Source organism: Ferdinandcohnia sp. SAFN-114 (assembly GCF_059415045.1).
The window spans coordinates 12,705-34,371 of sequence record NZ_JBPFDQ010000048.1; the positions used below are offsets into that span (position 1 = coordinate 12,705).

The window sequence follows — 21,667 nt, forward strand, 5'->3', positions numbered from 1 at the left end:
AGTTTAGCAAACCAGTAATGTACTGGTTTGTTTTTCTTTATTAAGAAAATTTTAGGAGACGAAACTTGAATTTATTACTAATTTGAGGTTATAGTGATTCTAAGATTAAAAATTAGTTTTGGTTAAAATATAGCCATATAGTGTTTTGCTATGACCAAAAAGGAGGCTATGTATAAGATGTTTTTATTGGATGAAAATGAGCATAAATTAAACGGCTTCACGCTCCATACGGTTAAAACAGATAAATTTAAAACGAATACAATTGTACTTAGAATGAAAGCCCCTCTGGAAGAGGAATATGTTACACAAAGAGCATTACTTCCATATGTATTGCAAAGTGAAACACCTAGCTACCCCTCAACAACGAGTTTACGTTCCTATTTAGATGAATTATATGGTGCTGTATTATATGTGGATCTTGCGAAAAAAGGAGAACACCATATTATTACCTTTTTCGTGGAAATAGCAAACGAACTATTTTTAAAAGACCAAACACCACTTCTTGATAAAGCAATCACTTTGTTGAAGGAAATTGTATTATCTCCAGTAACTGAAAATGGCGCTTTTAAAAGCACAGTCGTGGAAAAAGAAAAACGGAGCCTTAAACAACGAATTCAAGCTGTTTATGATGATAAGATGAGATATTCGAATTTACGTTTAGTTGAAGAAATGTGTAAGGATGAACCGTATCACCTCCATGTGAACGGAAGAATTGAAGATCTAGACAGCATATCAGCAGAATCTCTATACACCTATTATCAAAAAGCATTGGCTGAAGATGAGATTGACTTATATATAATCGGGAACATTGAACCTGAAAAGGTAAAAGAAGTCGTCTCATCTACATTCACGTTTTCTGAGCGCAATACACGTCCTGAAATTGAAACTAAAACCAAGCAGGTTGAAACAGTTAATGAAGTAATCGAAAACCAAGACGTAAAACAAGGTAAACTCAATATTGGCTACCGGACAAATACAACTTTTAGTGACCCAGACTATGATGCACTTCAAGTGTTTAACGGAATTTATGGTGGTTTTTCACACTCAAAATTATTTATAAATGTCCGAGAAAAAGAAAGCCTTGCATACTATGCTGCATCTAGGGTGGAAAGTCATAAGGGTCTTCTTATGGTGATGTCCGGTATTGATGTAAATAATTATGACCGAGCAGTAACCATTATTAAAGAACAAATGAAAGCAATGATTGATGGTGATTTTACAGAGGAAATCCTAGCTCAAACAAAAGCGGTCATCCGAAATCAGTTACTTGAAACAATCGATACATCCCGTGGTATCGCTGAAGTTTTATATCATAATGTTATTTCTCAGAAATCAAGAAGGCTTGAGGATTGGATAGCTGGAATTGAAGCAGTCACAAAGGAGCAAGTAGTTAATGTTGCCAAGAAAGTTGAACTTGATACGATTTACTTCCTTACTGGATTGGAGGGGCGGTCATAATGGATAAAATCACATTTGATCAACTTCAAGAGGTACTTTTTCACGAGAAGCTTGATAATGGTCTTAACGTCTACATCCTGCCTAAAAAAGGATTTAATAAAACATATGCAACATTCACGACTAATTATGGTTCAGTTGATAACCAATTTGTACCATTAGGGAAAACTGAATTAACTACAGTACCTGATGGGATCGCTCATTTTTTAGAGCACAAGTTATTTGAAAAAGAAGATGGAGATGTGTTTCAGGACTTTAGTAAACAGGGTGCCTCTGCGAATGCTTTCACTTCATTCACAAGAACAGCCTATCTTTTTTCGAGTACATCCAATGTTGAACTAAATCTAGAAACATTAATTGACTTTGTCCAAAGTCCTTATTTTACTGAAAAAACAGTTGAAAAGGAAAAAGGCATCATCGGTCAAGAAATAACAATGTACGATGATAACCCTGACTGGAGACTTTATTTCGGTGTAATTGAAAATATGTACAAAAATCATCCGGTCCGAATTGATATTGCTGGAACCATTGATTCCATTGCCAAAATTACAAAAGATATGCTCTATGAGTGCTATGAAACCTTTTATCATCCGAGTAATATGGTTCTATTTGTTGTTGGTCCGATTGACCCAGAAAAAATAATGGCGCAAATCAAATCTAATCAAGCCAAAAAAGATTATCAAGACCAGTCTGAAATCGAACGTCATTTTGAAGACGAACCAATTGAAGTAAACGAAAAGAAGAAAGTTCTAGAAATGAACGTCCAATCTTCAAAGTGTATGGTTGGTGTGAAGGCCTTAAATCCTTCACGTAAAGGTGATGAATTACTTAAACAGGAATTATCGATGACCATTCTCTTGGATTGGCTATTTGGAAAGAGTTCTAAGCATTATCAAGCATTGTATGATGAAGGCTTAATAGATGATACTTTCTCATATGATTACACAGAAGAACAAGGTTTTGGTTTTGCAATTGTGGGAGGAGATACCTCTAAACCCGATGAATTATCAGCAAAATTACGTAATATTATGCTCTCAAGTAAAAAACAAGGTATCACTTCTGAAGAATTGGACCGTGTTAAAAAGAAAAAGATTGGAGCATTTTTACGCTCTTTAAACTCACCTGATTATATTGCAAACCAGTTTACAAGATATGCATTTAATGATATGAATTTATTTGATGTTGTTCCTGTAATGGAAAGTCTAACTGTTGATGATATTACGAAAATTGGGAATGAAATCTTTGATGAAGTAAGAATGACAGAATGTCAGGTTATTCCTAAAAAGAAGTAAATGCTAAAGCATCCTTTTCCAAAAGGATGCTTTTTTAAGGGGAAATGAATATGAAAAAATATGCATTAATCACAGGTGCGAGTGGAGGAATCGGAAGTGCTATTGCAAAAGAAGTTGCCAATCTAGGTTATTCGTTATATTTACATTACAACGAAAATGAAAAGGCAGTGAAGAGTTTAGCGGAAGAATTGGTGAGCAAAGGTGTAGAATCATATCTGGTAAATGCTGATTTAAGTCAAAGAACCAGTGCTGAATCTGTGGTAACTCAAATACAGCATCCAATTGACACCATTGTTCATAATTCAGGGAAAAGTGTGTTTGGATTAATGACTGATTTTAATCAAAAAACGGTCGATCAAATGGTGCAGCTTCATGTAACTACACCTTATATGTTAACGCAAGCCCTACTTCCAACTATGATAACGAAGAAAAGCGGGAATATCATCGTTATATCTTCAATTTGGGGACTAACGGGGGCATCTTGTGAAGTGCTTTATTCCATGGTAAAGGGTGGCCAACTCTCGTTTGTAAAAGCATTAGCGAAGGAAGTTGCGTTAAGTGGAGTACGAGTGAATGCGGTCGCACCTGGTGCGATTAATACGAACATGCTACAGGAGTTCACTGAAGAGGATTTACAAGGTATAAGTGGAGAGATTCCAATGGGAAGAATAGGTGAACCAATTGAGGTAGCAAATACGGTTGGTTTTTTACTCTCCGACAAGGCTTCTTATATCACTGGACAGGTTTTGTCTGTAAATGGTGGTTGGCATTGTTAGTTTATGTACAAGTGTAAAACAAGTCAAAAATTTTAATGAATAATTTACCTTACAATCGACAAACTAACATTGTATTAACCTTATAAGGAGGGTCACTTATGTCAGTACTAGACAATTTTGAAGAGTGGAAAGATTTTTTAGGTGATCGCTTGCAGCATGCTAAATCTGAGGGAATGGATGAACAAGTTATCAGTAATATGGCTCAACAATTAGGTGATTACCTAGCTAACGAAGTAGAGCCTAAAAATGCTCAAGAAAAAGTATTACGGGACCTTTGGACCGTTGCTTCTGAAGAAGAGCAACAAGCGATTGCAAATGTAATGATTAAACTTGTCCAATAGGTTTGGTAGTAGGTTGAATGCAGAGAGGATTTTCCTCTCTTTTTTATTTAAGTAAATTTCCCTTAAATTTTCTATGCCCCTCTATAAAATATGGATTGATTAGTTTATAATAATATTGATGCAATATTTCATAGTTGGAATTTTTAACCACGGATTGTATGAGGGGCTGGGACACTTGGAGAAAAAAGAGTGGTATTTGGAATATGAAATAGCAAAAAATCGCCCAGGACTCCTAGGGGATATTTCTTCCTTGCTAGGAATGCTTTCGATAAATATTGTTACAATAAATGGTGTAGACGATCGCAGAAGGGGCATGCTCTTATTAAGTGATAGCAATGAACAAATTGAGAGACTTGAATCAATTTTACATACAATGGATACGATAAACGTTACAAAGCTTAGGGAACCGAAGCTTCGAGATAAGCTTGCTGTTAGACATGGACGATATATTCAACGCGATGCTGATGATAAAAAAACATTCCGTTTTACGCGTGATGAATTGGGCTTGCTTGTTGATTTCATGGCAGAGTTGATTAAGCAAGAGGGGCATAAGTTGATTGGAATTCGGGGTATGCCAAGGGTCGGTAAGACCGAATCAGTTGTTGCTGCTAGTGTTTGTGCACATAAAAAGTGGTTGTTTGTGTCATCGACATTATTGAAACAAACGATGCGAAATGAATTAATTCAGGATGAATACAATGCTGATAATCTTTTTATTATTGACGGCATTGTTTCAACTAGAAGGGCAACTGAAAGGCATCTACAGCTTGTTAGGGAAATTATGAGACTGCCCGCTGTTAAATTAGTCGAGCATCCGGATATATTTGTACGTCATACAGAGTATACATTGAATGATTTTGACTATATTATTGAACTTCGAAATAATCCTGAAGAGGAAATTACATATGATATAGAAGACCAACAGTTTTCTAGTTCTGATTTTTCCGGTTTTAATTTTTGAATTTATTATGAATTAATCCTTTACTGAAAATGAGAAAAATGCTAGTATTATGAACGCGAATAGACCAATAGGTATCCCGGAATTGGTAGGTGAAATAAATGACTGAATTAGGATCTCGGCTTAAAGAAGCTAGAGAGCAAAAAGATTTAAGCCTTGATGATTTACAGCAAATTACAAAAATCCAAAAAAGGTATTTGGTTGGGATTGAAGAAGGAAATTATAATGTTATGCCAGGTAAATTCTATGTCCGTGCATTTATTAAGCAATATGCTGAGGCTGTTGGACTTAACCCTGAAGAATTATTTGAAGAGTACAAGTCAGAAATCCCTGGTACATATAACGATGAAATTCCTGAACAAATATCAAGAGTCCAATCAAGAAGACAAATTTCTACCACAAATTCGAAAATTGTTGATAAAGTACCAATCATCATATTGGCTCTTTTTCTTCTTGGTGGCGCAATGACAATCTACTGGTTTGTTTCTAAAAAGGATGTTGCCGAAGAACCAGAAACACAACTAGAGAGTCAGGAAACGGAATATGAAGAATCAAATGAGCCGCCTCCTGTTAAAGATCAACAAAAAGAAGACTCTAAAGAAGAGGAACAGGTTGCAGGTGAAACAGATAATACCCCTTCAAAAGAAGAGGAATCTGTGGAAGAAACTCCTGCCCAAGAGCTTGTAGAGGTTGAAAAACAATCGAGTACTGCAACCTTTGAGTTGAAAAATGCAGATTCATTTAAGGTGAAAGTAACGGCGGCTGATGCTGGTCAATCATGGGTCACACTTCAAAATCGTCAAAACGAAAGATTTATTTATGAAACCATTGCGAATGGTGCAACAAAAGAAGTTGATTTAACAAATCAATCTGAAGTGATTTTAACAGTTGGAAGGTCGTCTGATCTTCAAGTCGAAATCAATGGGGAACCTTTTACGTATCCGTTTGATACAGGCCAAATTGTTCGTCAAATAATTACGATAAAGTATACTCCAGGAACTGAAGAATAACAAAAGTCATCATTATGATGGCTTTTTGTTTCGTATAGGTGGTATTATCACTATTATAAGAATTTAGTAAATGTTGGAGGTATAAGATTGTGAATTTACCAAATAAGATTACAGTAGCAAGAATTTGCTTAATTCCACTTTTTTTAATTGTCATGTTTGTTCCGTTTGGATGGGGTGATGTTGGGATTGGCTCAATGTCCATACCAGTTGCCCATTTAGTTGGAGCGATTATTTTTATAGTTGCTTCTAGTACTGATTGGATTGACGGTCACTTGGCAAGAAAGCATAACTTAGTAACGAACCTTGGAAAGTTTTTAGACCCTCTTGCAGATAAGTTACTTGTATCAGCTGCATTAGTTAGTTTAGTTCAGTTTGGACTAGCACCTGCCTGGATGGTTGTAATTATTATTAGTAGGGAATTTGCTGTAACTGGCTTACGTTTATTATTAGCCGAAGGCGGAGAGGTTTCAGCTGCAAAAATGCTCGGGAAAATAAAAATGTGGGCTCAAGTAGTAGCTGTTTCTGCATTATTATTACATAACTGGCCGTTTGAATTTCTTTCTATCCCATTTGACATGATTGCCCTCTGGGTAGCAGTTATATTTACAATTGTGTCTGGTTGGGATTATTTTGCGAAAAACAAAGGTGTCTTTGCAAACTCTAAATAGGATGGAGTGGTATTTCAATGAATGCTGAAATAATTGCTGTAGGTTCTGAGCTTCTTTTAGGTCAAATCGCAAATACGAATGCGCAGTTTCTTTCCAAACAGCTAGCTGAGCTTGGAATCAATGTGTATTACCATACAGTTGTTGGAGATAATCCCAACCGTTTAGAGGACGCAATAAAAATCTCTCAATCTCGTTCGGATTTAATCATTTTTACTGGTGGTTTGGGGCCTACCAAGGATGATTTAACAAAAGAAACAATTGCAAGGGTATTAGGAAAACAGCTTATATTTGATGAAGCAGCCTTACGGAGTATTGAAGATTACTTTAAGAAAACAAATCGCCATATGACCGAGAATAATAAAAAACAAGCACTTGTACTTGAGGGTTCTGAAATCCTTCCAAATGACCATGGGATGGCTCCTGGAATGGGATTTGAAGTTGATAAGATTACATATTTGCTCTTTCCTGGACCTCCCAAAGAGCTGAATCCAATGTTCCTATCATATGGTGCACCATTCTTATTAAGATCACTGGGTGTTGTTGAACGAATTGAATCTAGGGTGCTGCGTTTCTTCGGGATTGGCGAATCACAACTTGAAACAGAGATTGAAGATTTAATTGACAATCAAACAAACCCTACAATAGCCCCATTGGCTGGCGATGGTGAAGTTACACTTAGACTTACTGCTAAACACAACTCGCTAGATGTTGCAAATCAACTGCTAGATCATACAGAGGCTGAAATAGTAAAAAGAGTAGGGAAGTTCTTATATGGGTATGACTCGACTTCCCTAGTAAATGAACTCATGAATAAGCTTAAAACTTCAAAGCTTACAATTGCAAGTGCGGAAAGTTTAACTGGTGGCTTATTTGTTGAGGAGCTTACCAATCTAGCGGGTTCGTCAGCAGTTGTGAAGGGTGGAATAGTTTGCTATACAAACGAAGTAAAAGAACAGGTGCTGCATGTAAAGAAAGAAACCCTAGATACAGAAGGTGCTGTTAGCAGTTCTACAGCAGAACAACTAGCGAAGAACATAAAGAAACTTTTAAAAGCTGATATAGGGATTAGTTTTACAGGTGTAGCAGGTCCAAGTGAGTCGGAAGGAAAGCCAGTAGGGACAGTATATATTGGGATTTCTTATTTAGATCAACCGACTAAGGTATTTCCGTTGCAATTAGCGGGTTCCCGTAAAGGAATTCGAACTAGAACGGTTAAATATGGTTTTTATTATTTACTGCAATTATTAAATGAACAGAGAAACTGATTTTTTGCTTTAACAAGACGATCCTGGTGGATCGTTTTTTTTATAGAATCAAATGAGGTAATATATAGAGAAAAAGATGAAGGAGAAAAGACAATGATACGAACTAACCAACAAATCGTTCCACATTTATGGTATGACAAGGAGGCGAAAGAAGCAGCAGAGTTTTATGCTTCCGTTTTTCCAGACTCAAGAATTACAAATATAATAACACTTCACGATACACCTTCAGGAGATGCCGATTTAGTTTCATTTGAGCTGTTAGGACAGAAGTTTATGGCAATAAGTGCTGGACCTTTTTTTAAATTCAATCCATCGATATCATTCTTTGTCAATTTTGATCCTGCACAAGAAAAAGACGCAAGCGAGAAGATGAATGAAGTGTGGATCAAATTATCTGAAGGTGGTATGGTATTAATGCCACTTGATAAGTATTCATTTAGTGAGAAATATGGCTGGGTTCAAGATAAGTTTGGTTTGTCATGGCAGTTAAATCTCACCAATCCAGAAGGTGAGAAACGGCCTTCAATCGTGCCTTCGTTATTGTTTGTTGGAGATAAGTGTGGAAAAGCCGAGGAGGCAATTAATTATTATTTATCGGTATTTAAGAACTCAGAGCAGGGCCAAATCGTCCGCTATCCTCAGAATATGGAACCTAATCGAGAAGGAACAATCATGTTTTCTGATTTCATGCTTGAGAACCAGTGGTTTGCCGCAATGGACAGTGCTGAAGAACATAAATTCAATTTCAACGAAGCAATCTCGTTTATGGTTTATTGTGATACACAAGAAGAAATTGATTATTATTGGGAAAAGCTGTCTTCGGTTCCAGAAGCCGAGCAATGTGGCTGGTTGAAAGATTTGAATGGATTGTCATGGCAAATTGTACCTCGAGAAATGGACAAGATGATGAGCAGTGGTAGACCTGAACAAATTGCACGTGTTAATATGGCAATTCTAAAAATGAAAAAACTAGATCTTGAAGAGATACAGAAAGTATACAAGGATTAATGTAAATACAACAAGTAACATATTTGTTTAGAAGCGCTAGTTCATGTTTATTAGACTTACATCTCAGTTCAATTATTAGAAATCAAATGATATATCATTTACAATAATCATATTGTTTGAAAAGGAGGAATACATGATGTTAAATGACAAGCAGTTTAAATCTGAAGCATCCTCAACAGATGGCAAAGATGTTAATGGGGCATTTAAAGAACTAAATGGCATAAAGAAATTAATAAGCTTAGACTTTGACAATTCCTCAGGATTCGTCTGTGATATTAATACTGGAATTTGTGGTCCCGTAAATCAAAAGAAAGAGGGAAAAGAATGAAAATAACAATTTGGTCAGATTTTGTATGTCCGTTCTGTTTTATAGGGGAGTCCCATTTGGATAAAGCATTAGAAAATTTTACACATGCAAAAGAAGTTGAAATAGAATATAAAAGCTTTCTACTTATGCCAGATGCGAAATACGTTCCTGGTCAAAATTATGCTGAAACCTTTTCTAGTATGAAGGGAGTTCCATTAGAACAGGCTGAAGTAATGCTTAAACAAGTGACAGACATGGCCAAAAATTCTGGTGTTGAGATCAACTACGATAGAGCTAAACTTACAAGCACATATGATGCACATCGTGTTTTTCAATATGCAAAGGAGCAAGGGAAAGGTAATGAGTTTTTCAATCGTTTCTATGCGGCCCATTTTACAGAAGGTGAAATCTTAAGCGACACAGATACAGTAGTTCGTTTGGCTGAAGAGGTAGGTCTTGATGGAGCACAAGTACGTAAAATTATGGAAAGTAAAGAACATACTGACCAGGTGACGAATGACATCTCTGAGGCACGGTCGGTTGGTGTACAAGGTGTTCCTTTCTTTGTTATTGATAACAAGTATGCTGTTTCTGGTGCTCAACCAGTTGAAGTGTTTAATCAAGTTCTAGATAAGGTATGGGATGAAGAGCATTCCAATAAATAGAATGATTAAGTTGTAATATTTATAAAAATGGCGTAAGTGTGCAAATGCTTACGTCACTTTTTATTATTGATTAACTATTTATGAAGAGCTAAAATTCAAATTTGTTGGTTTCTATCTCTTTGAAAATATGATTTTTGACTATCAGAAATTGGATTAATGGGAAAAAACTATTAATAAAAATAAGCGAATAAATGTTCGACTTTTTGCTTGGCAAATCGAACAAAACATTGTATAGTAATAATAGTTTCACGAATAAAGGAGGAAATATAGTGAGTGATCGTCAAGCGGCCTTAGAAATGGCATTGAAGCAGATAGAGAAACAGTTTGGTAAGGGCTCAATCATGAAGCTTGGAGAACAAACAGATCGTAGAATTTCCACTATCTCAAGTGGTTCACTAGCAGTAGACGTAGCATTAGGTGTTGGAGGATATCCAAGAGGACGGATAATTGAAATATATGGACCAGAAAGCTCTGGTAAAACAACGGTAGCACTTCATGCGATTGCTGAGGTACAAAAAACTGGTGGACAAGCGGCATTTATTGACGCGGAACATGCGCTTGATCCAGCATATGCACAAAAATTGGGTGTAAACATTGATGAACTATTATTATCGCAGCCTGACACTGGTGAACAAGCATTAGAAATAGCTGAAGCATTAGTACGTAGTGGTGCAGTCGATATTTTAGTAGTTGACTCTGTTGCTGCACTTGTTCCAAAAGCAGAAATCGAAGGTGAAATGGGAGATTCCCATATGGGTCTACAAGCCCGCCTAATGTCACAAGCATTACGTAAGCTTTCAGGTGCAATCAATAAATCAAATACAATTGCAATTTTCATTAACCAGGTCCGTGAAAAAATTGGGGTAATGTTCGGAAACCCAGAAACAACTCCAGGCGGACGCGCGCTCAAATTCTATTCTTCTGTAAGACTAGAGGTTCGTCGTGCGGAACAATTAAAACAAGGCAATGAACTTGTTGGTAATAGAACCAAAGTGAAGATTGTTAAGAATAAAGTAGCCCCACCATTTAAAACAGCCGAAGTAGACATTATGTACGGAGAAGGAATTTCAATTGAGGGCGAAATCATTGATATCGGTTCGGAACTTGATATCGTTCAAAAGAGTGGATCTTGGTATTCTTATAATGAAGAAAGAGTTGGCCAGGGGCGCGAAAATGCAAAACAATTCTTAAAAGAAAACCCAGATGTTCGAAATGAAATCCTTCAGCAAATTAGAAATCATTATGGACTTGACGGTGTTAAAGTAGCACCTGCTGATGAGGAACAAGAAGAGTTTGATTTACTAGACTAATCATCAAAGTTGAGGCACAGTTAATGTGTCTCTTCTTTATTTTCCCCATTAACTTACTTTTTTCAACACGATAGATAAACCTCATTATTTACCAAAAAGCCTTTATAATCACATGGTTACCCAATAAAATTTCCATTTTCATGTAATACTATTTCTGACAGGCCTTGACAATAAAAATTCACAGATTTACAATTAAAATGTATATTTTACATTTTGTTAGAATTAAAACGTTAGAAGCAAAACTCGGTTTGAGCTTTTGCTATTCAGACCCGGAGTAGTCTGAGCTGCTTTCGGTCGTAACCTAAGAATCTGATTAGCTTAAAAAGCCTTTGTGCTGTATATTGTAAAATGTACATGCCGACATTTTGATCTAGCAAGAAAAAGTTTATAGCAAGAGGAGGTGAAGAAGATGGATCCCATTTCTATAATCATCTCCGCTTTGTTTGGCCTAATCGTCGGTGCGATTGTTGGCTTTTATGTTCGTAAGTCTATTGCCGAAACTAAAATTGCTGGTGCAAAAAGTGTTGCCGAACAAATTATTGAAGATGCAAATAGAGAAGCAGATTCTTTAAAGAAGGAAGCACTGTTAGAGGCAAAGGATGAAATTCACAAACTTCGTACAGAGGCAGAAAAGGAAATCCGTGATCGAAGAAACGAACTACAAAAACAAGAAAATCGTTTATTGCAGAAAGAAGAGAACCTTGATCGTAAGGATGAAACATTAGATAAACGCGAATCCATGCTAGAAAAGAAAGAGGATTCTCTCGCTCAAAGACAACAGCATATTGAAGAGATGGAAAGCAAAGTGGAAGAAATGGTACACAAGCAACAAGCCGAACTTGAGCGAATCTCTAGCTTAACACGTGAAGAAGCAAAGCAAATCATCCTTGAACGTATTGAAAACGAGCTTTCCCATGATATAGCTATGATGGTAAAAGAAGCAGAAAATCGTGCAAAGGAAGAATCTGATAAGAAAGCAAAAGAAGTACTTTCTCTTGCTATTCAAAGATGTGCCGCTGATCATGTCGCAGAAACTACGGTATCTGTAGTTAACTTGCCTAATGATGAGATGAAGGGACGTATTATTGGAAGAGAAGGGCGAAATATACGTACACTTGAAACATTAACGGGTATTGACCTTATCATCGATGATACACCGGAGGCTGTTATTTTATCTGGCTTTGATCCAATTCGACGTGAAACAGCGAGAATCGCACTTGAAAAACTTGTTCAAGACGGACGTATTCACCCTGCACGTATTGAAGAAATGGTAGACAAATCAAGACGTGAAGTAGACGAATACATTCGTGAAGTGGGTGAACAAACAACCTTCGAGGTTGGTGTTCATGGACTCCATCCGGATTTAATTAAGATTTTAGGTCGCTTGAAGTATCGTACAAGCTACGGCCAAAATGTCTTAAAACACTCAATGGAAGTATCGTTCTTAGCAGGCTTAATGGCTGCTGAGTTAGGTGAAGATGAAACATTGGCTCGACGTGCTGGACTACTGCATGATATTGGTAAAGCAATTGACCATGAAGTGGAAGGTAGTCACGTTGAAATCGGTGTAGAACTCGCAACGAAATATAAAGAACATCCAGTTGTAATTAATAGTATTGCTTCCCACCATGGTGATACAGAACCAACATCAATTATAGCTGTATTGGTTGCAGCAGCCGATGCTTTATCTGCTGCAAGACCAGGTGCACGAAGTGAGACACTTGAAAACTATATCCGCCGTTTAGAAAAGCTAGAGGAAATTTCAGAGTCATATGAAGGCGTTGAAAAATCCTTTGCAATTCAAGCAGGACGTGAAGTTAGAATTATTGTAAAACCTGATGCAATCGATGACTTAAATGCACATCGATTAGCTCGTGACATCCGTAAACGAATCGAAGAAGAGTTGGATTATCCGGGCCATATTAAGGTTACTGTAATTCGTGAAACTAGAGCAGTTGAATACGCAAAATAAAAGTGGTCAATTTTTGACCACTTTTTTTATTTTATTAACAGGTACTTTGTTGAATTATTTCATAAATATCGACAAGGACATTGAGATTTTTTTGTTTTTGTGCTTCACTTTATAGTGAAAGGGGCTTTTACATGAAGATTTTATTTATAGGTGATGTCGTTGGCTCACCAGGAAGAGGCATGATTCGGGAATATCTTCCGAAACTTAAGGCAAAATTCCATCCAGCACTAACCATAATTAATGGGGAAAATGCAGCGTCTGGTAGGGGAATAACTAAGAAAATATATAATCAATTTTTAGAGAATGGTGCACAAGCCATTACATTAGGTAATCATACATGGGACAACAAAGATATCTTTGAGTTTATTGATACGGCTAAAAACATGATACGGCCTGCGAACTTCCCTGAAGGAACTCCGGGTCAAGGGATCATGTATAGCAAGGTAAATGGACAGGAGGTTGCCATAATTAATTTGCAAGGGCGCACATTTCTTCCAGCTATTGATGATCCATTTAAAAAGTGCGATGAGTTGATTGAGGAAGCAAAGAAGCGAACCTCCGTTATTTTTGTAGATTTTCATGCGGAAGCTACAAGTGAAAAAATCGCTATGGGCTGGTACCTTGATGGACGGGTAACAGCAGTTGTTGGCACGCATACACATGTTCAAACTGCTGATAACCGTGTATTGCCAAAAGGTACTGCATTTATCACTGACGTTGGAATGACTGGCCCGTACGATGGAATACTAGGGATGGATAAAGAAGCTGTGCTTCACAAATTTAAAACGGCATTACCTGTTCGTTTCGAAGTCGTTGAAGGAAGAACTCAATTAAACGGAGTACTTATTGATGTAGATCCTAAAAGTGGGACTGCTAAGGGCATTCAACGAATTCTTATTAATGATGATCATCCATTTTTTGATTAATTATTTCTGACCAAGGTATCAAAGAGATATCTTGGTTTTTTCTTGATTTCGCTAAGTTTTTGAATTTTTAGAAAAAGATTAGAAACAAGCAGGAATACTGGTAGTTTCTAGTGAATATAGTAGTTATGGGATCATTATTCGTTATTCAATTCAGACTAGGGTAATCCCTGGTTGAATAAAGCTAGCTTCTGGAAGGTTTGCGATTATTTTAAAAGTTAAGAGAGTATTAAAGCAAGATCGCAAATGTAACGGTGGTGATTCATTTGTATGGTTCTACCGGTCACTCAGGGAACATTGTAAAGAACAAGGAGGAAAGTAGAAATGGAAATATTAAAAGTTTCAGCAAAATCTAATCCTAACTCTGTAGCAGGGGCACTTGCGGGTGTTTTACGTGAGAGAGGAGCTGCAGAAATCCAAGCGATTGGTGCTGGTGCATTGAATCAGGCAGTGAAAGCAGTAGCGATAGCTAGAGGATTTGTGGCACCGAGTGGAGTGGACCTAATTTGTATTCCGGCGTTTACTGATATTCTAATTGATGGTGAAGAAAGAACGGCTATAAAATTAATCGTTGAACCACGATAATACTATGTACTTTTATATAAAGTGGTTAAGTAGTGGATAAGTGGCCTGTTTGTCGAATGTGACAGACAGGTATTTTTGTGTAAAATAAACGTAAAGGAGCTGATTTGTATGAAGATATTTGATGCCCATTCAGATGTTTTATATAAAATGTGGATGGACCCTACTATTGATTTTGCAAATTCAACAAAATTACATATTAACTACAATCAATTAAAAGCATCTGGCAGCAAAGTGCAAAGTTTTGCGATATACATCCCAGAAGAAGTAAACCCCGAAAGTCGATTTGAAGTGGCATTAGAGATGGTAGAAATTTTTTATAATAAAGTAGTTAAGCCCTCTCCTTTATTAAAGGTAGTAAGGACAAGAAATGATATTTTAGCTTTGAAAGAGGATGAAATTGGTGCTTTTTTAACGTTGGAAGGCTGCGATGCAATTGATCAAAGTATTGTAAAGTTACAAACTTTATTGAGGCTGGGAGTATCCTCTGTTGGCTTAACATGGAATTATGCCAACTTTGTCGCAGATGGCGTTGGTGAACCACGTGGAGCAGGGTTATCAAGTTTTGGTATAGAAGTTGTAAAAGAACACAATAAGGCATCAATATGGACAGATGTATCACATCTATCGGTAAAAGGATTTTGGGATGTCATGGAAGTGGCAGATTACCCAATTGCATCTCATTCAAATGCAATGACAATTTGTAATCACCGCCGTAATTTGCTAGACGAACAAATTCTAGCATTAATTAAAAAGAAAGGTATGATTGGAATAACGTTTGTCCCTCAATTTTTAAGCAATCGAGAAACAGCAACTATCGACGATGTAATCAGACATCTTGATTATATTTGTTCATTAGGCGGAGAAAATCATGTTGGATTTGGGTCTGATTTTGATGGAATAACAGATACAACTATTGGACTTGAAAACTTTTCAGGGTATGAAGGACTTGTAAACAGTTTGTTGAAATATTACTCTGAAATCCAAGTGAAAAAATTTTTGTATCAAAATTTTGTGGAGAATTTACCAGCATAAATTAATCATTTTATATTGGTTTAATCTAAAATTAATTGAAAAATAAAAAAATATGCATTTTTCACCATAATTTGCTTGCTAAGGGTTGCTTTTTTTCGTTGATAGGTCTAGAATTGAAAGCGTTTAGTACATATCCAACGATATAAAATTGGATAGCATTTTAGACTTCAAAATTGGAATTTTCTTCCTGATTTGTCGTAAGAAATGGTCCATTTTCATTCAATAGAATATACATATTACAATTCAATACAACTCAGTTGGAAAGTGCTATGCTTATAAATTAATAAAAATCTTATATATAACGTATTCCAAAGGGGTGTAAGTCATGATCAATCAACTTTCGTGGAAAGTTGGCGGACAACAAGGGGAAGGAATCGAGAGTACGGGGGAAATCTTTTCCATCGCTCTGAATCGTTTAGGTTACTATTTATACGGTTATCGTCACTTTTCATCACGTATTAAAGGTGGACATACAAATAACAAAATTCGTGTAAGTACAACTCAAGTTCGTGCAATATCTGATGATCTTGATATTTTAGTAGCTTTTGACCAAGAAACAATTGATTTTAATTTTCATGAGTTACGCGATGGCGGGGTAGTATTGGCAGATGCTAAATTCAAACCAACCATTCCTGAAAATACGAAAGTTCATCTGTATTCTGTTCCCTTTACTGAAATTGCAACTGAACTTGGCACGTCCCTAATGAAGAACATGGTCGCAATTGGAGCTACTAGCTCATTACTAGATCTTGATTTAAATGTGTATCTAAATGTGGTAGATGAAATCTTTGGACGTAAGGGACAGCAAGTTGTTGAGAAGAATATGGAAGCAATCAAAGCCGGTGCAGAATTCCTTACTAATCTACTTAGTGAAGATGTAATAATGAAATTAGATAAAGCAGACGGAAAGCAACGTATGTTCATGATTGGAAATGACGCTATCGCTCTGGGTGCTTTAGCGGGTGGAGCAAGATTTATGCCTGCATATCCAATCACACCAGCCTCTGAAATCATGGAATACTTAATTAGCAAGTTACCTGAATTTGGTGGAACAGTTATCCAAACAGAAGATGAAATTGCTGCATGTACAATGGCAATTGGATCTAACTACGCGGGTGTTCGTGCATTTACTGCATCTGCAGGGCCAGGATTATCGTTAATGATGGAATCAATCGGTTTATCAGGTATTACTGAAACACCGCTTGTTATTATTGATACACAACGTGGAGGTCCAAGTACTGGTCTTCCAACAAAGCAAGAGCAATCAGACTTACTAGCAATGATCTATGGTACACATGGTGAGATACCTAAGATTGTTATGGCTCCAAGTACTGTTCAGGAAGCATTCTATGACATTATTGAAGCATTTAATCTTGCAGAAGAATATCAGTGCCCGGTAATTTTCCTAACAGATTTACAGCTTTCATTAGGGAAGCAAACTGTTGAACCTCTTGATTATTCAAAAATTGAAATCAGACGTGGCAATCTGCTTCTTGATGACGAATTACCAGAATTAGAGAATAAAGAATACTTTAAACGCTATGAAGTTACAGAAAGTGGTATTTCTCCACGTGTTGTACCTGGTGTAAAGAATGGAATTCACCATGTAACTGGTGTTGAACATAACGAACAAGGTAAGCCATCTGAGGCTGCAAGCAACCGTAAGGATCAAATGGAGAAACGACTTAAAAAGACTAAAAATATTCGTTTCAATACACCTGTTCATAAAAACGCTAAACATGAAGAGGCGGACCTATTAGTTGTAGGTTTTAACTCAACTCGTGGTGCGATTGAAGAAGCGATGACTCGTCTTGAAAATGATGGTATTAAAGTGAATCATGCTCAAGTTCGTTTAATCCATCCTTTCCCAACTGAAGAAATTTTACCGTTAATTCAATCAGCTAAGAAAGTATTAGTGGTTGAAAATAATGCTACTGGTCAGCTCGCAAACATTATGAAGATGAATGTAGGACATGCAGACAAGATTACTAACTTCTTAAAATATGACGGTAATCCATTCCTACCTCATGAAGTTCACACAAAATGTAAGGAGTTGTTCGAATATGGCAACATTTAAAGACTTTCGGAATAATGTAAAACCTAACTGGTGTCCAGGATGTGGAGACTTCTCCGTACAAGCAGCGATTCAGCGTGCGGCTGCAAATGTTGGTCTTGAGCCTGAACAGCTAGCTGTGATTTCAGGGATAGGATGTTCTGGACGTATTTCTGGATATATCAATGCTTATGGATTGCACGGAATTCATGGCCGTTCTTTACCAATCGCTCAAGGTGTAAAAATGGCTAACCGTGATTTAACAGTCATTGCATCTGGTGGTGACGGTGACGGATATGCAATTGGGATGAGCCACACAATCCATGCAATTCGTCGTAATATAGACATCACATATATTGTTATGGATAACCAAATCTATGGTTTAACAAAAGGTCAAACTTCTCCAAGAAGTGAAATGGGCTTTAAAACAAAGAGCACTCCAAAAGGCTCTATCGAGTCTGCTCTTTCTGTCATGGAAATGGCATTAACAGCTGGTGCTACTTTTGTTGCACAAAGCTTCTCAACTGACCTTAAAGATTTAACAGCTCTAATCGAAGCTGGAATCAAGCACAAAGGTTTCTCTTTAATCAATGTGTTTAGCCCATGTGTAACTTATAATAAAGTCAATACATATGACTGGTTTAAAGAAAACCTAACAAAACTTGGCGATGTTGAGGGATATGATCCATCAGACCGTTCAGTAGCTATGCAAACGTTGATGAAGCATAATAGTCTTGTTACTGGGCTCATCTATCAAAATACAGAAAAGCCTTCTTATCAAGAACTTGTTCACGGTTATGGTGAAGCGCCGCTTGTACATGCAGACTTGAATTTAGATGAAGAAAAGTTTAATAAACTAGTTGCAGAATTTATGTAATACAAACAAAACCCTACTAAGAACGATTCTCTTAGTAGGGTTTTTAATATAGTTTCAGTCAAAATCGGCCTTATGGCTGCACGAGTCTTTTACAATTCTTTATATCTTTACTCGTTAATTGTTGAATGTTAAAATAGGCATGTGTGTCTGTTAGTAGAATTAGTTACTTAAAACTGCTAAAATTGTACATTTTTCTACATTTATACGGTTTTATTGTATTAATACTTGTTAAACCTTATACTAGTAAAATGGAATTTTATTTTTTTGAAAATGTAGTTTTTAGATAAAGAAAGGAGATACAACATGAACGAAAAACAACGTCTTGAAAGTACTCAAGTAAAACCTGCGGACAAAAAATCCGAAAAGGATTACAGTAAGTATTTTCAATCCGTTTACCAACCACCTTCTTTAAAAGATGCGAAGAAGCGCGGTAAAGAACAAGTCAATTACTTAAAAGAATTTTCGATTCCTGAGGACATGAAGAATGCAGGAAAAGGAAAACGCTTTTTAATCCGTACGTATGGCTGTCAAATGAATGAACATGATACGGAAATAATGGCTGGTATTTTTATGGAAATGGGCTATGAGCCAACTGAAAATACGAAGGATGCCGACATCATTTTACTTAATACATGTGCGATCCGTGAAAACGCTGAAAACAAAGTATTTGGTGAAATCGGTCATTTAAAACCTTTAAAACTTGAAAATCCTAATCTTTTAATTGGTGTTTGTGGATGTATGTCCCAAGAGGAATCAGTTGTGAATAAAATCCTTGAAAAACATCAATTCGTTGATATGATTTTCGGTACACATAATATTCATCGCCTACCTTATATTGTTAAAGAAGCTATGTTTAGTAAAGAGATGGTTGTTGAGGTTTGGTCTAAGGAAGGGGACATCATTGAAAACCTTCCAAAAGTACGTAAAGGAAATATCAAGGGTTGGGTAAACATTATGTATGGATGTGACAAATTCTGTACGTACTGTATCGTTCCATATACTCGTGGTAAGGAACGTAGCCGCCGCCCAGAGGATATTATTGAAGAAGTACGTCACTTAGCTAGACAAGGCTATCAAGAGATTACCTTACTTGGCCAAAACGTAAATGCGTATGGTAAAGATTTTGAAGATGTGAAATATGGTTTAGGAGACTTAATGGACGAGTTACGTAAGATTGATATCCCGCGTATTCGTTTCACAACAAGTCACCCTCGTGATTTCGATGATCATTTAATTTCAGTGCTCGCTAAAGGTGGAAATCTTATGGAGCACATTCATCTCCCAGTACAATCTGGAAGCTCACAAGTATTAAAATTAATGTCACGTAAATACACAAGAGAAACATATTTAGAGCTAGTTCGCAAAATGAAAGAACAAATTCCGAACGCTTCATTTACAACTGATATCATTGTTGGTTTCCCAAATGAAACGGATGAACAGTTCGAAGAGACACTTTCCTTATATAAAGAAGTAGAATTTGATTCGGCTTATACCTTCATATATTCACCACGTGAAGGAACTCCAGCTGCCAAAATGGAAGATAATATTCCAATGGAAGTTAAAAAGGAAAGACTTCAACGTCTCAACGCACTTGTTAATGAGATTTCTGCAAAGAAAAACCTTGCCTATAAAGGTCAAACAGTAGAAGTTCTTGTTGAAGGTGAAAGTAAAAACAATCCAGAAGTACTTGCTGGATATACAAGTAAAAATAAATTGGTTAACTTCAAAGGTCCAAAATCTGCAATTGGTAAAATTGTAAAAGTGAAAATTATCCAAGCAAAGACATGGACACTAGATGGAGAAATGATCGAAGAAGCGGTAGAGGTGAACTAAAATGGCACAATTTACAAAAGAACAAATCGTAGAACGCGCAACAGAACTAGCAAAAATGATTGCAGAAACACAAGAGGTTGACTTTTTTAAGCGTGCAGAAGCACAAATAAACCAGAATAAAAAAGTTCAAGAAATTATTGATAGCATCAAAAGCTTACAGAAACAAGCAGTTAATTTTCAGCATTTTGGAAAGTCTGAAGCATTAAAACAAGTTGAAGAAAAGATTGATAATCTTCAAGCAGAACTAGATAGTATTCCGGTTGTAGAAGAATTTAAGAATTCACAGATTGAAGTGAATGATCTTTTACAGCTTGTGGCACATACCATTTCTAACAATGTAACTAATCAGATTATTACATCTACTGGTGGAGATTTGTTAGCGGGAGAAACTGGCTCAAAAGTGAATAACAATAAGGGCTGTGGCTGCCACTAATTAATAAAAAGACAAAAGCTTAAGCTTTTGTCTTTTTTTATTTGTAAAGCATGTCTCTCATCAGGTTTTATTTTTTGCTTGTACGGCTTTGAAAAAAAGGTACATAAATGGGCGAACCCGCATACAATGAACTATACGGTACTCGTAAGGTTAAGTATAAAGAGAACGACAATGCATTTTTTTAGTATTTTCTTTGATTGGTTTATTCAACTTTTTTCGTGTACTCATAAGGAAACAACAAAGTAAATTGAAAAAAGTTTGTAAAAAGAAATCAGTCTTTAGCACACTAGTCAAATGTCCCGCATAGGATGAATTGAAGATTGATTGAGGAGGGTTTGTTCGAATGTCTGAATACAGAGAGATTATCACAAAAGCTGTTGTAGGTAAAGGACGTAAATTTTCACAGTCTACTTATACCATTTCTCCACCTCACCACCCATCAAGCATTTTGGGATGCTGGATTATTAACCACAAGTATGAAGCAAAGAAAGAAGGTAATAAAATAGTAGTATACGGAAAATTTGATGTCAACGTGTGGTATTCTTTTGGTAACAATACCAAAACAGAGGTTGTTACTGAAACACTTTCATACACAGACCACATCAAGCTAAAGTATAGAGACGAGAATTTCCTAGATGATGACTGTGACGTGATTGTTAATGTGTTGCAACAGCCAAACTGCTTAGAATGTACGATCTCACCTAACGGGAACAAAATTTTAGTTGAGGTTGAAAGAGAGCTAATGGCAGAAATTATTGGGGAAACAAAGGTTTGCGTACATGTGAATCCAGATGGATGCTATGATGATGATAAGGATTGGGATGTAGACGACGAAGAATTCGAGGATTTAAATCCTGACTTCTTAGTTGGCGATTTAGAAGAATAATTGGAAACTAGGAGGCAT

General features: G+C 36.5%; 21 protein-coding genes. All 21 read left to right on the forward strand.

What is annotated here, in order from left to right; genetic code table 11:
• Nucleotides 1-177: 177 nt before the first annotated feature.
• The 21 genes from yfmF to ACR65M_RS15900 all read left to right on the forward strand — a co-directional run bounded on the left by yfmF (nt 178) and on the right by ACR65M_RS15900 (nt 21,649).
• Nucleotides 178-1,458 (forward strand): EF-P 5-aminopentanol modification-associated protein YfmF, encoded by a 1,281-nt coding sequence (gene yfmF / locus ACR65M_RS15800; RefSeq protein ID WP_341333546.1) that lies wholly within the window; start codon nt 178-180, stop codon nt 1,456-1,458.
• Complete coding sequence (yfmH, locus tag ACR65M_RS15805; protein ID WP_341331845.1) at nt 1,458-2,747, forward strand: EF-P 5-aminopentanol modification-associated protein YfmH; 1,290 nt, start codon at nt 1,458-1,460, stop codon at nt 2,745-2,747. The genes yfmF and yfmH overlap by 1 nt, the downstream gene beginning before the upstream one ends.
• A 50-nt stretch (nt 2,748-2,797) precedes the next feature.
• A complete protein-coding gene (gene ymfI, locus ACR65M_RS15810; protein ID WP_341331844.1) occupies nt 2,798-3,523 on the forward strand; it encodes an elongation factor P 5-aminopentanone reductase in 726 nt (241 codons plus the stop codon).
• A gap of 98 nt (nt 3,524-3,621) precedes the next feature.
• Nucleotides 3,622-3,864 (forward strand): DUF3243 family protein, encoded by a 243-nt coding sequence (locus tag ACR65M_RS15815; protein ID WP_121446636.1) that lies wholly within the window; start codon nt 3,622-3,624, stop codon nt 3,862-3,864.
• Between the two features lie 175 nt (nt 3,865-4,039).
• Complete coding sequence (locus ACR65M_RS15820) at nt 4,040-4,825, forward strand: DUF3388 domain-containing protein (protein WP_121446637.1); 786 nt, start codon at nt 4,040-4,042, stop codon at nt 4,823-4,825.
• A gap of 98 nt (nt 4,826-4,923) precedes the next feature.
• Entirely contained in the window at nt 4,924-5,832 is a 909-nt protein-coding gene (locus ACR65M_RS15825) for a RodZ domain-containing protein (RefSeq protein WP_121446638.1), read from the forward strand.
• Between the two features lie 89 nt (nt 5,833-5,921).
• The gene (gene pgsA, locus ACR65M_RS15830; RefSeq protein ID WP_121446639.1) at nt 5,922-6,500 is read left to right on the forward strand and encodes a CDP-diacylglycerol--glycerol-3-phosphate 3-phosphatidyltransferase; all 579 of its coding nucleotides are present in this window, start codon (nt 5,922-5,924) and stop codon (nt 6,498-6,500) included.
• A gap of 17 nt (nt 6,501-6,517) precedes the next feature.
• A complete protein-coding gene (locus ACR65M_RS15835; protein WP_341331843.1) occupies nt 6,518-7,765 on the forward strand; it encodes a competence/damage-inducible protein A in 1,248 nt (415 codons plus the stop codon).
• A gap of 93 nt (nt 7,766-7,858) precedes the next feature.
• Nucleotides 7,859-8,773, forward strand: a complete 915-nt coding sequence (locus tag ACR65M_RS15840; RefSeq protein ID WP_440273779.1) for a VOC family protein — start codon at nt 7,859-7,861, stop codon at nt 8,771-8,773.
• A 136-nt stretch (nt 8,774-8,909) separates the two neighbouring features.
• Nucleotides 8,910-9,101 carry a hypothetical protein gene (locus tag ACR65M_RS15845; protein WP_341331841.1) on the forward strand — a complete coding sequence of 64 codons (192 nt, stop codon included), beginning with the start codon at nt 8,910-8,912 and terminating at the stop codon, nt 9,099-9,101.
• A complete protein-coding gene (locus ACR65M_RS15850; RefSeq protein ID WP_341331840.1) occupies nt 9,098-9,745 on the forward strand; it encodes a DsbA family oxidoreductase in 648 nt (215 codons plus the stop codon). Before ACR65M_RS15845 ends, ACR65M_RS15850 begins: the two co-directional genes overlap by 4 nt.
• Before the next feature lie 269 nt (nt 9,746-10,014).
• The gene (recA, locus tag ACR65M_RS15855; RefSeq protein WP_121446644.1) at nt 10,015-11,055 is read left to right on the forward strand and encodes a recombinase RecA; all 1,041 of its coding nucleotides are present in this window, start codon (nt 10,015-10,017) and stop codon (nt 11,053-11,055) included.
• A 409-nt stretch (nt 11,056-11,464) separates the two neighbouring features.
• The gene (gene rny / locus ACR65M_RS15860; protein WP_121446645.1) at nt 11,465-13,027 is read left to right on the forward strand and encodes a ribonuclease Y; all 1,563 of its coding nucleotides are present in this window, start codon (nt 11,465-11,467) and stop codon (nt 13,025-13,027) included.
• A 131-nt stretch (nt 13,028-13,158) separates the two neighbouring features.
• A complete protein-coding gene (gene ymdB, locus ACR65M_RS15865; protein WP_341331839.1) occupies nt 13,159-13,953 on the forward strand; it encodes a 2',3'-cyclic-nucleotide 2'-phosphodiesterase in 795 nt (264 codons plus the stop codon).
• Nucleotides 13,954-14,274: 321 nt separating this feature from the next.
• Nucleotides 14,275-14,535 (forward strand): stage V sporulation protein SpoVS, encoded by a 261-nt coding sequence (gene spoVS / locus ACR65M_RS15870; protein WP_003211281.1) that lies wholly within the window; start codon nt 14,275-14,277, stop codon nt 14,533-14,535.
• A 108-nt stretch (nt 14,536-14,643) separates the two neighbouring features.
• Nucleotides 14,644-15,567, forward strand: coding sequence for a dipeptidase (locus ACR65M_RS15875; protein WP_341331838.1), 924 nt, complete (start codon nt 14,644-14,646; stop codon nt 15,565-15,567).
• A 325-nt stretch (nt 15,568-15,892) separates the two neighbouring features.
• Entirely contained in the window at nt 15,893-17,644 is a 1,752-nt protein-coding gene (locus tag ACR65M_RS15880; protein ID WP_440273780.1) for a 2-oxoacid:acceptor oxidoreductase subunit alpha, read from the forward strand.
• Entirely contained in the window at nt 17,631-18,497 is an 867-nt protein-coding gene (locus ACR65M_RS15885; RefSeq protein WP_121446649.1) for a 2-oxoacid:ferredoxin oxidoreductase subunit beta, read from the forward strand. The genes ACR65M_RS15880 and ACR65M_RS15885 overlap by 14 nt, the downstream gene beginning before the upstream one ends.
• A gap of 303 nt (nt 18,498-18,800) precedes the next feature.
• Nucleotides 18,801-20,330, forward strand: coding sequence for a tRNA (N6-isopentenyl adenosine(37)-C2)-methylthiotransferase MiaB (miaB, locus tag ACR65M_RS15890; protein ID WP_440273781.1), 1,530 nt, complete (start codon nt 18,801-18,803; stop codon nt 20,328-20,330).
• A gap of 1 nt (nt 20,331) precedes the next feature.
• Nucleotides 20,332-20,763, forward strand: a complete 432-nt coding sequence (locus ACR65M_RS15895) for a YlbF/YmcA family competence regulator (protein ID WP_341331834.1) — start codon at nt 20,332-20,334, stop codon at nt 20,761-20,763.
• A gap of 343 nt (nt 20,764-21,106) precedes the next feature.
• Entirely contained in the window at nt 21,107-21,649 is a 543-nt protein-coding gene (locus tag ACR65M_RS15900) for an outer spore coat protein CotE (RefSeq protein ID WP_121446652.1), read from the forward strand.
• Nucleotides 21,650-21,667 lie beyond the last annotated feature (18 nt).

Bases quoted from the DNA above. Each gene is read 5' to 3' on its own strand.
- yfmF (WP_341333546.1), top strand. From the start codon at position 178: ATGTTTTTATTGGATGAAAATGAGCATAAATTAAACGGCTTCACGCTC.
- yfmH (WP_341331845.1), top strand. From the start codon at position 1,458: ATGGATAAAATCACATTTGATCAACTTCAAGAGGTACTTTTTCACGAG.
- ymfI (WP_341331844.1), top strand. From the start codon at position 2,798: ATGAAAAAATATGCATTAATCACAGGTGCGAGTGGAGGAATCGGAAGT.
- ACR65M_RS15815 (WP_121446636.1), top strand. From the start codon at position 3,622: ATGTCAGTACTAGACAATTTTGAAGAGTGGAAAGATTTTTTAGGTGAT.
- ACR65M_RS15825 (WP_121446638.1), top strand. From the start codon at position 4,924: ATGACTGAATTAGGATCTCGGCTTAAAGAAGCTAGAGAGCAAAAAGAT.
- ACR65M_RS15835 (WP_341331843.1), top strand. From the start codon at position 6,518: ATGAATGCTGAAATAATTGCTGTAGGTTCTGAGCTTCTTTTAGGTCAA.
- ACR65M_RS15840 (WP_440273779.1), top strand. From the start codon at position 7,859: ATGATACGAACTAACCAACAAATCGTTCCACATTTATGGTATGACAAG.
- ACR65M_RS15845 (WP_341331841.1), top strand. From the start codon at position 8,910: ATGTTAAATGACAAGCAGTTTAAATCTGAAGCATCCTCAACAGATGGC.
- ACR65M_RS15850 (WP_341331840.1), top strand. From the start codon at position 9,098: ATGAAAATAACAATTTGGTCAGATTTTGTATGTCCGTTCTGTTTTATA.
- rny (WP_121446645.1), top strand. From the start codon at position 11,465: ATGGATCCCATTTCTATAATCATCTCCGCTTTGTTTGGCCTAATCGTC.
- ymdB (WP_341331839.1), top strand. From the start codon at position 13,159: ATGAAGATTTTATTTATAGGTGATGTCGTTGGCTCACCAGGAAGAGGC.
- spoVS (WP_003211281.1), top strand. From the start codon at position 14,275: ATGGAAATATTAAAAGTTTCAGCAAAATCTAATCCTAACTCTGTAGCA.
- ACR65M_RS15875 (WP_341331838.1), top strand. From the start codon at position 14,644: ATGAAGATATTTGATGCCCATTCAGATGTTTTATATAAAATGTGGATG.
- ACR65M_RS15880 (WP_440273780.1), top strand. From the start codon at position 15,893: ATGATCAATCAACTTTCGTGGAAAGTTGGCGGACAACAAGGGGAAGGA.
- ACR65M_RS15885 (WP_121446649.1), top strand. From the start codon at position 17,631: ATGGCAACATTTAAAGACTTTCGGAATAATGTAAAACCTAACTGGTGT.
- miaB (WP_440273781.1), top strand. From the start codon at position 18,801: ATGAACGAAAAACAACGTCTTGAAAGTACTCAAGTAAAACCTGCGGAC.
- ACR65M_RS15895 (WP_341331834.1), top strand. From the start codon at position 20,332: ATGGCACAATTTACAAAAGAACAAATCGTAGAACGCGCAACAGAACTA.
- ACR65M_RS15900 (WP_121446652.1), top strand. From the start codon at position 21,107: ATGTCTGAATACAGAGAGATTATCACAAAAGCTGTTGTAGGTAAAGGA.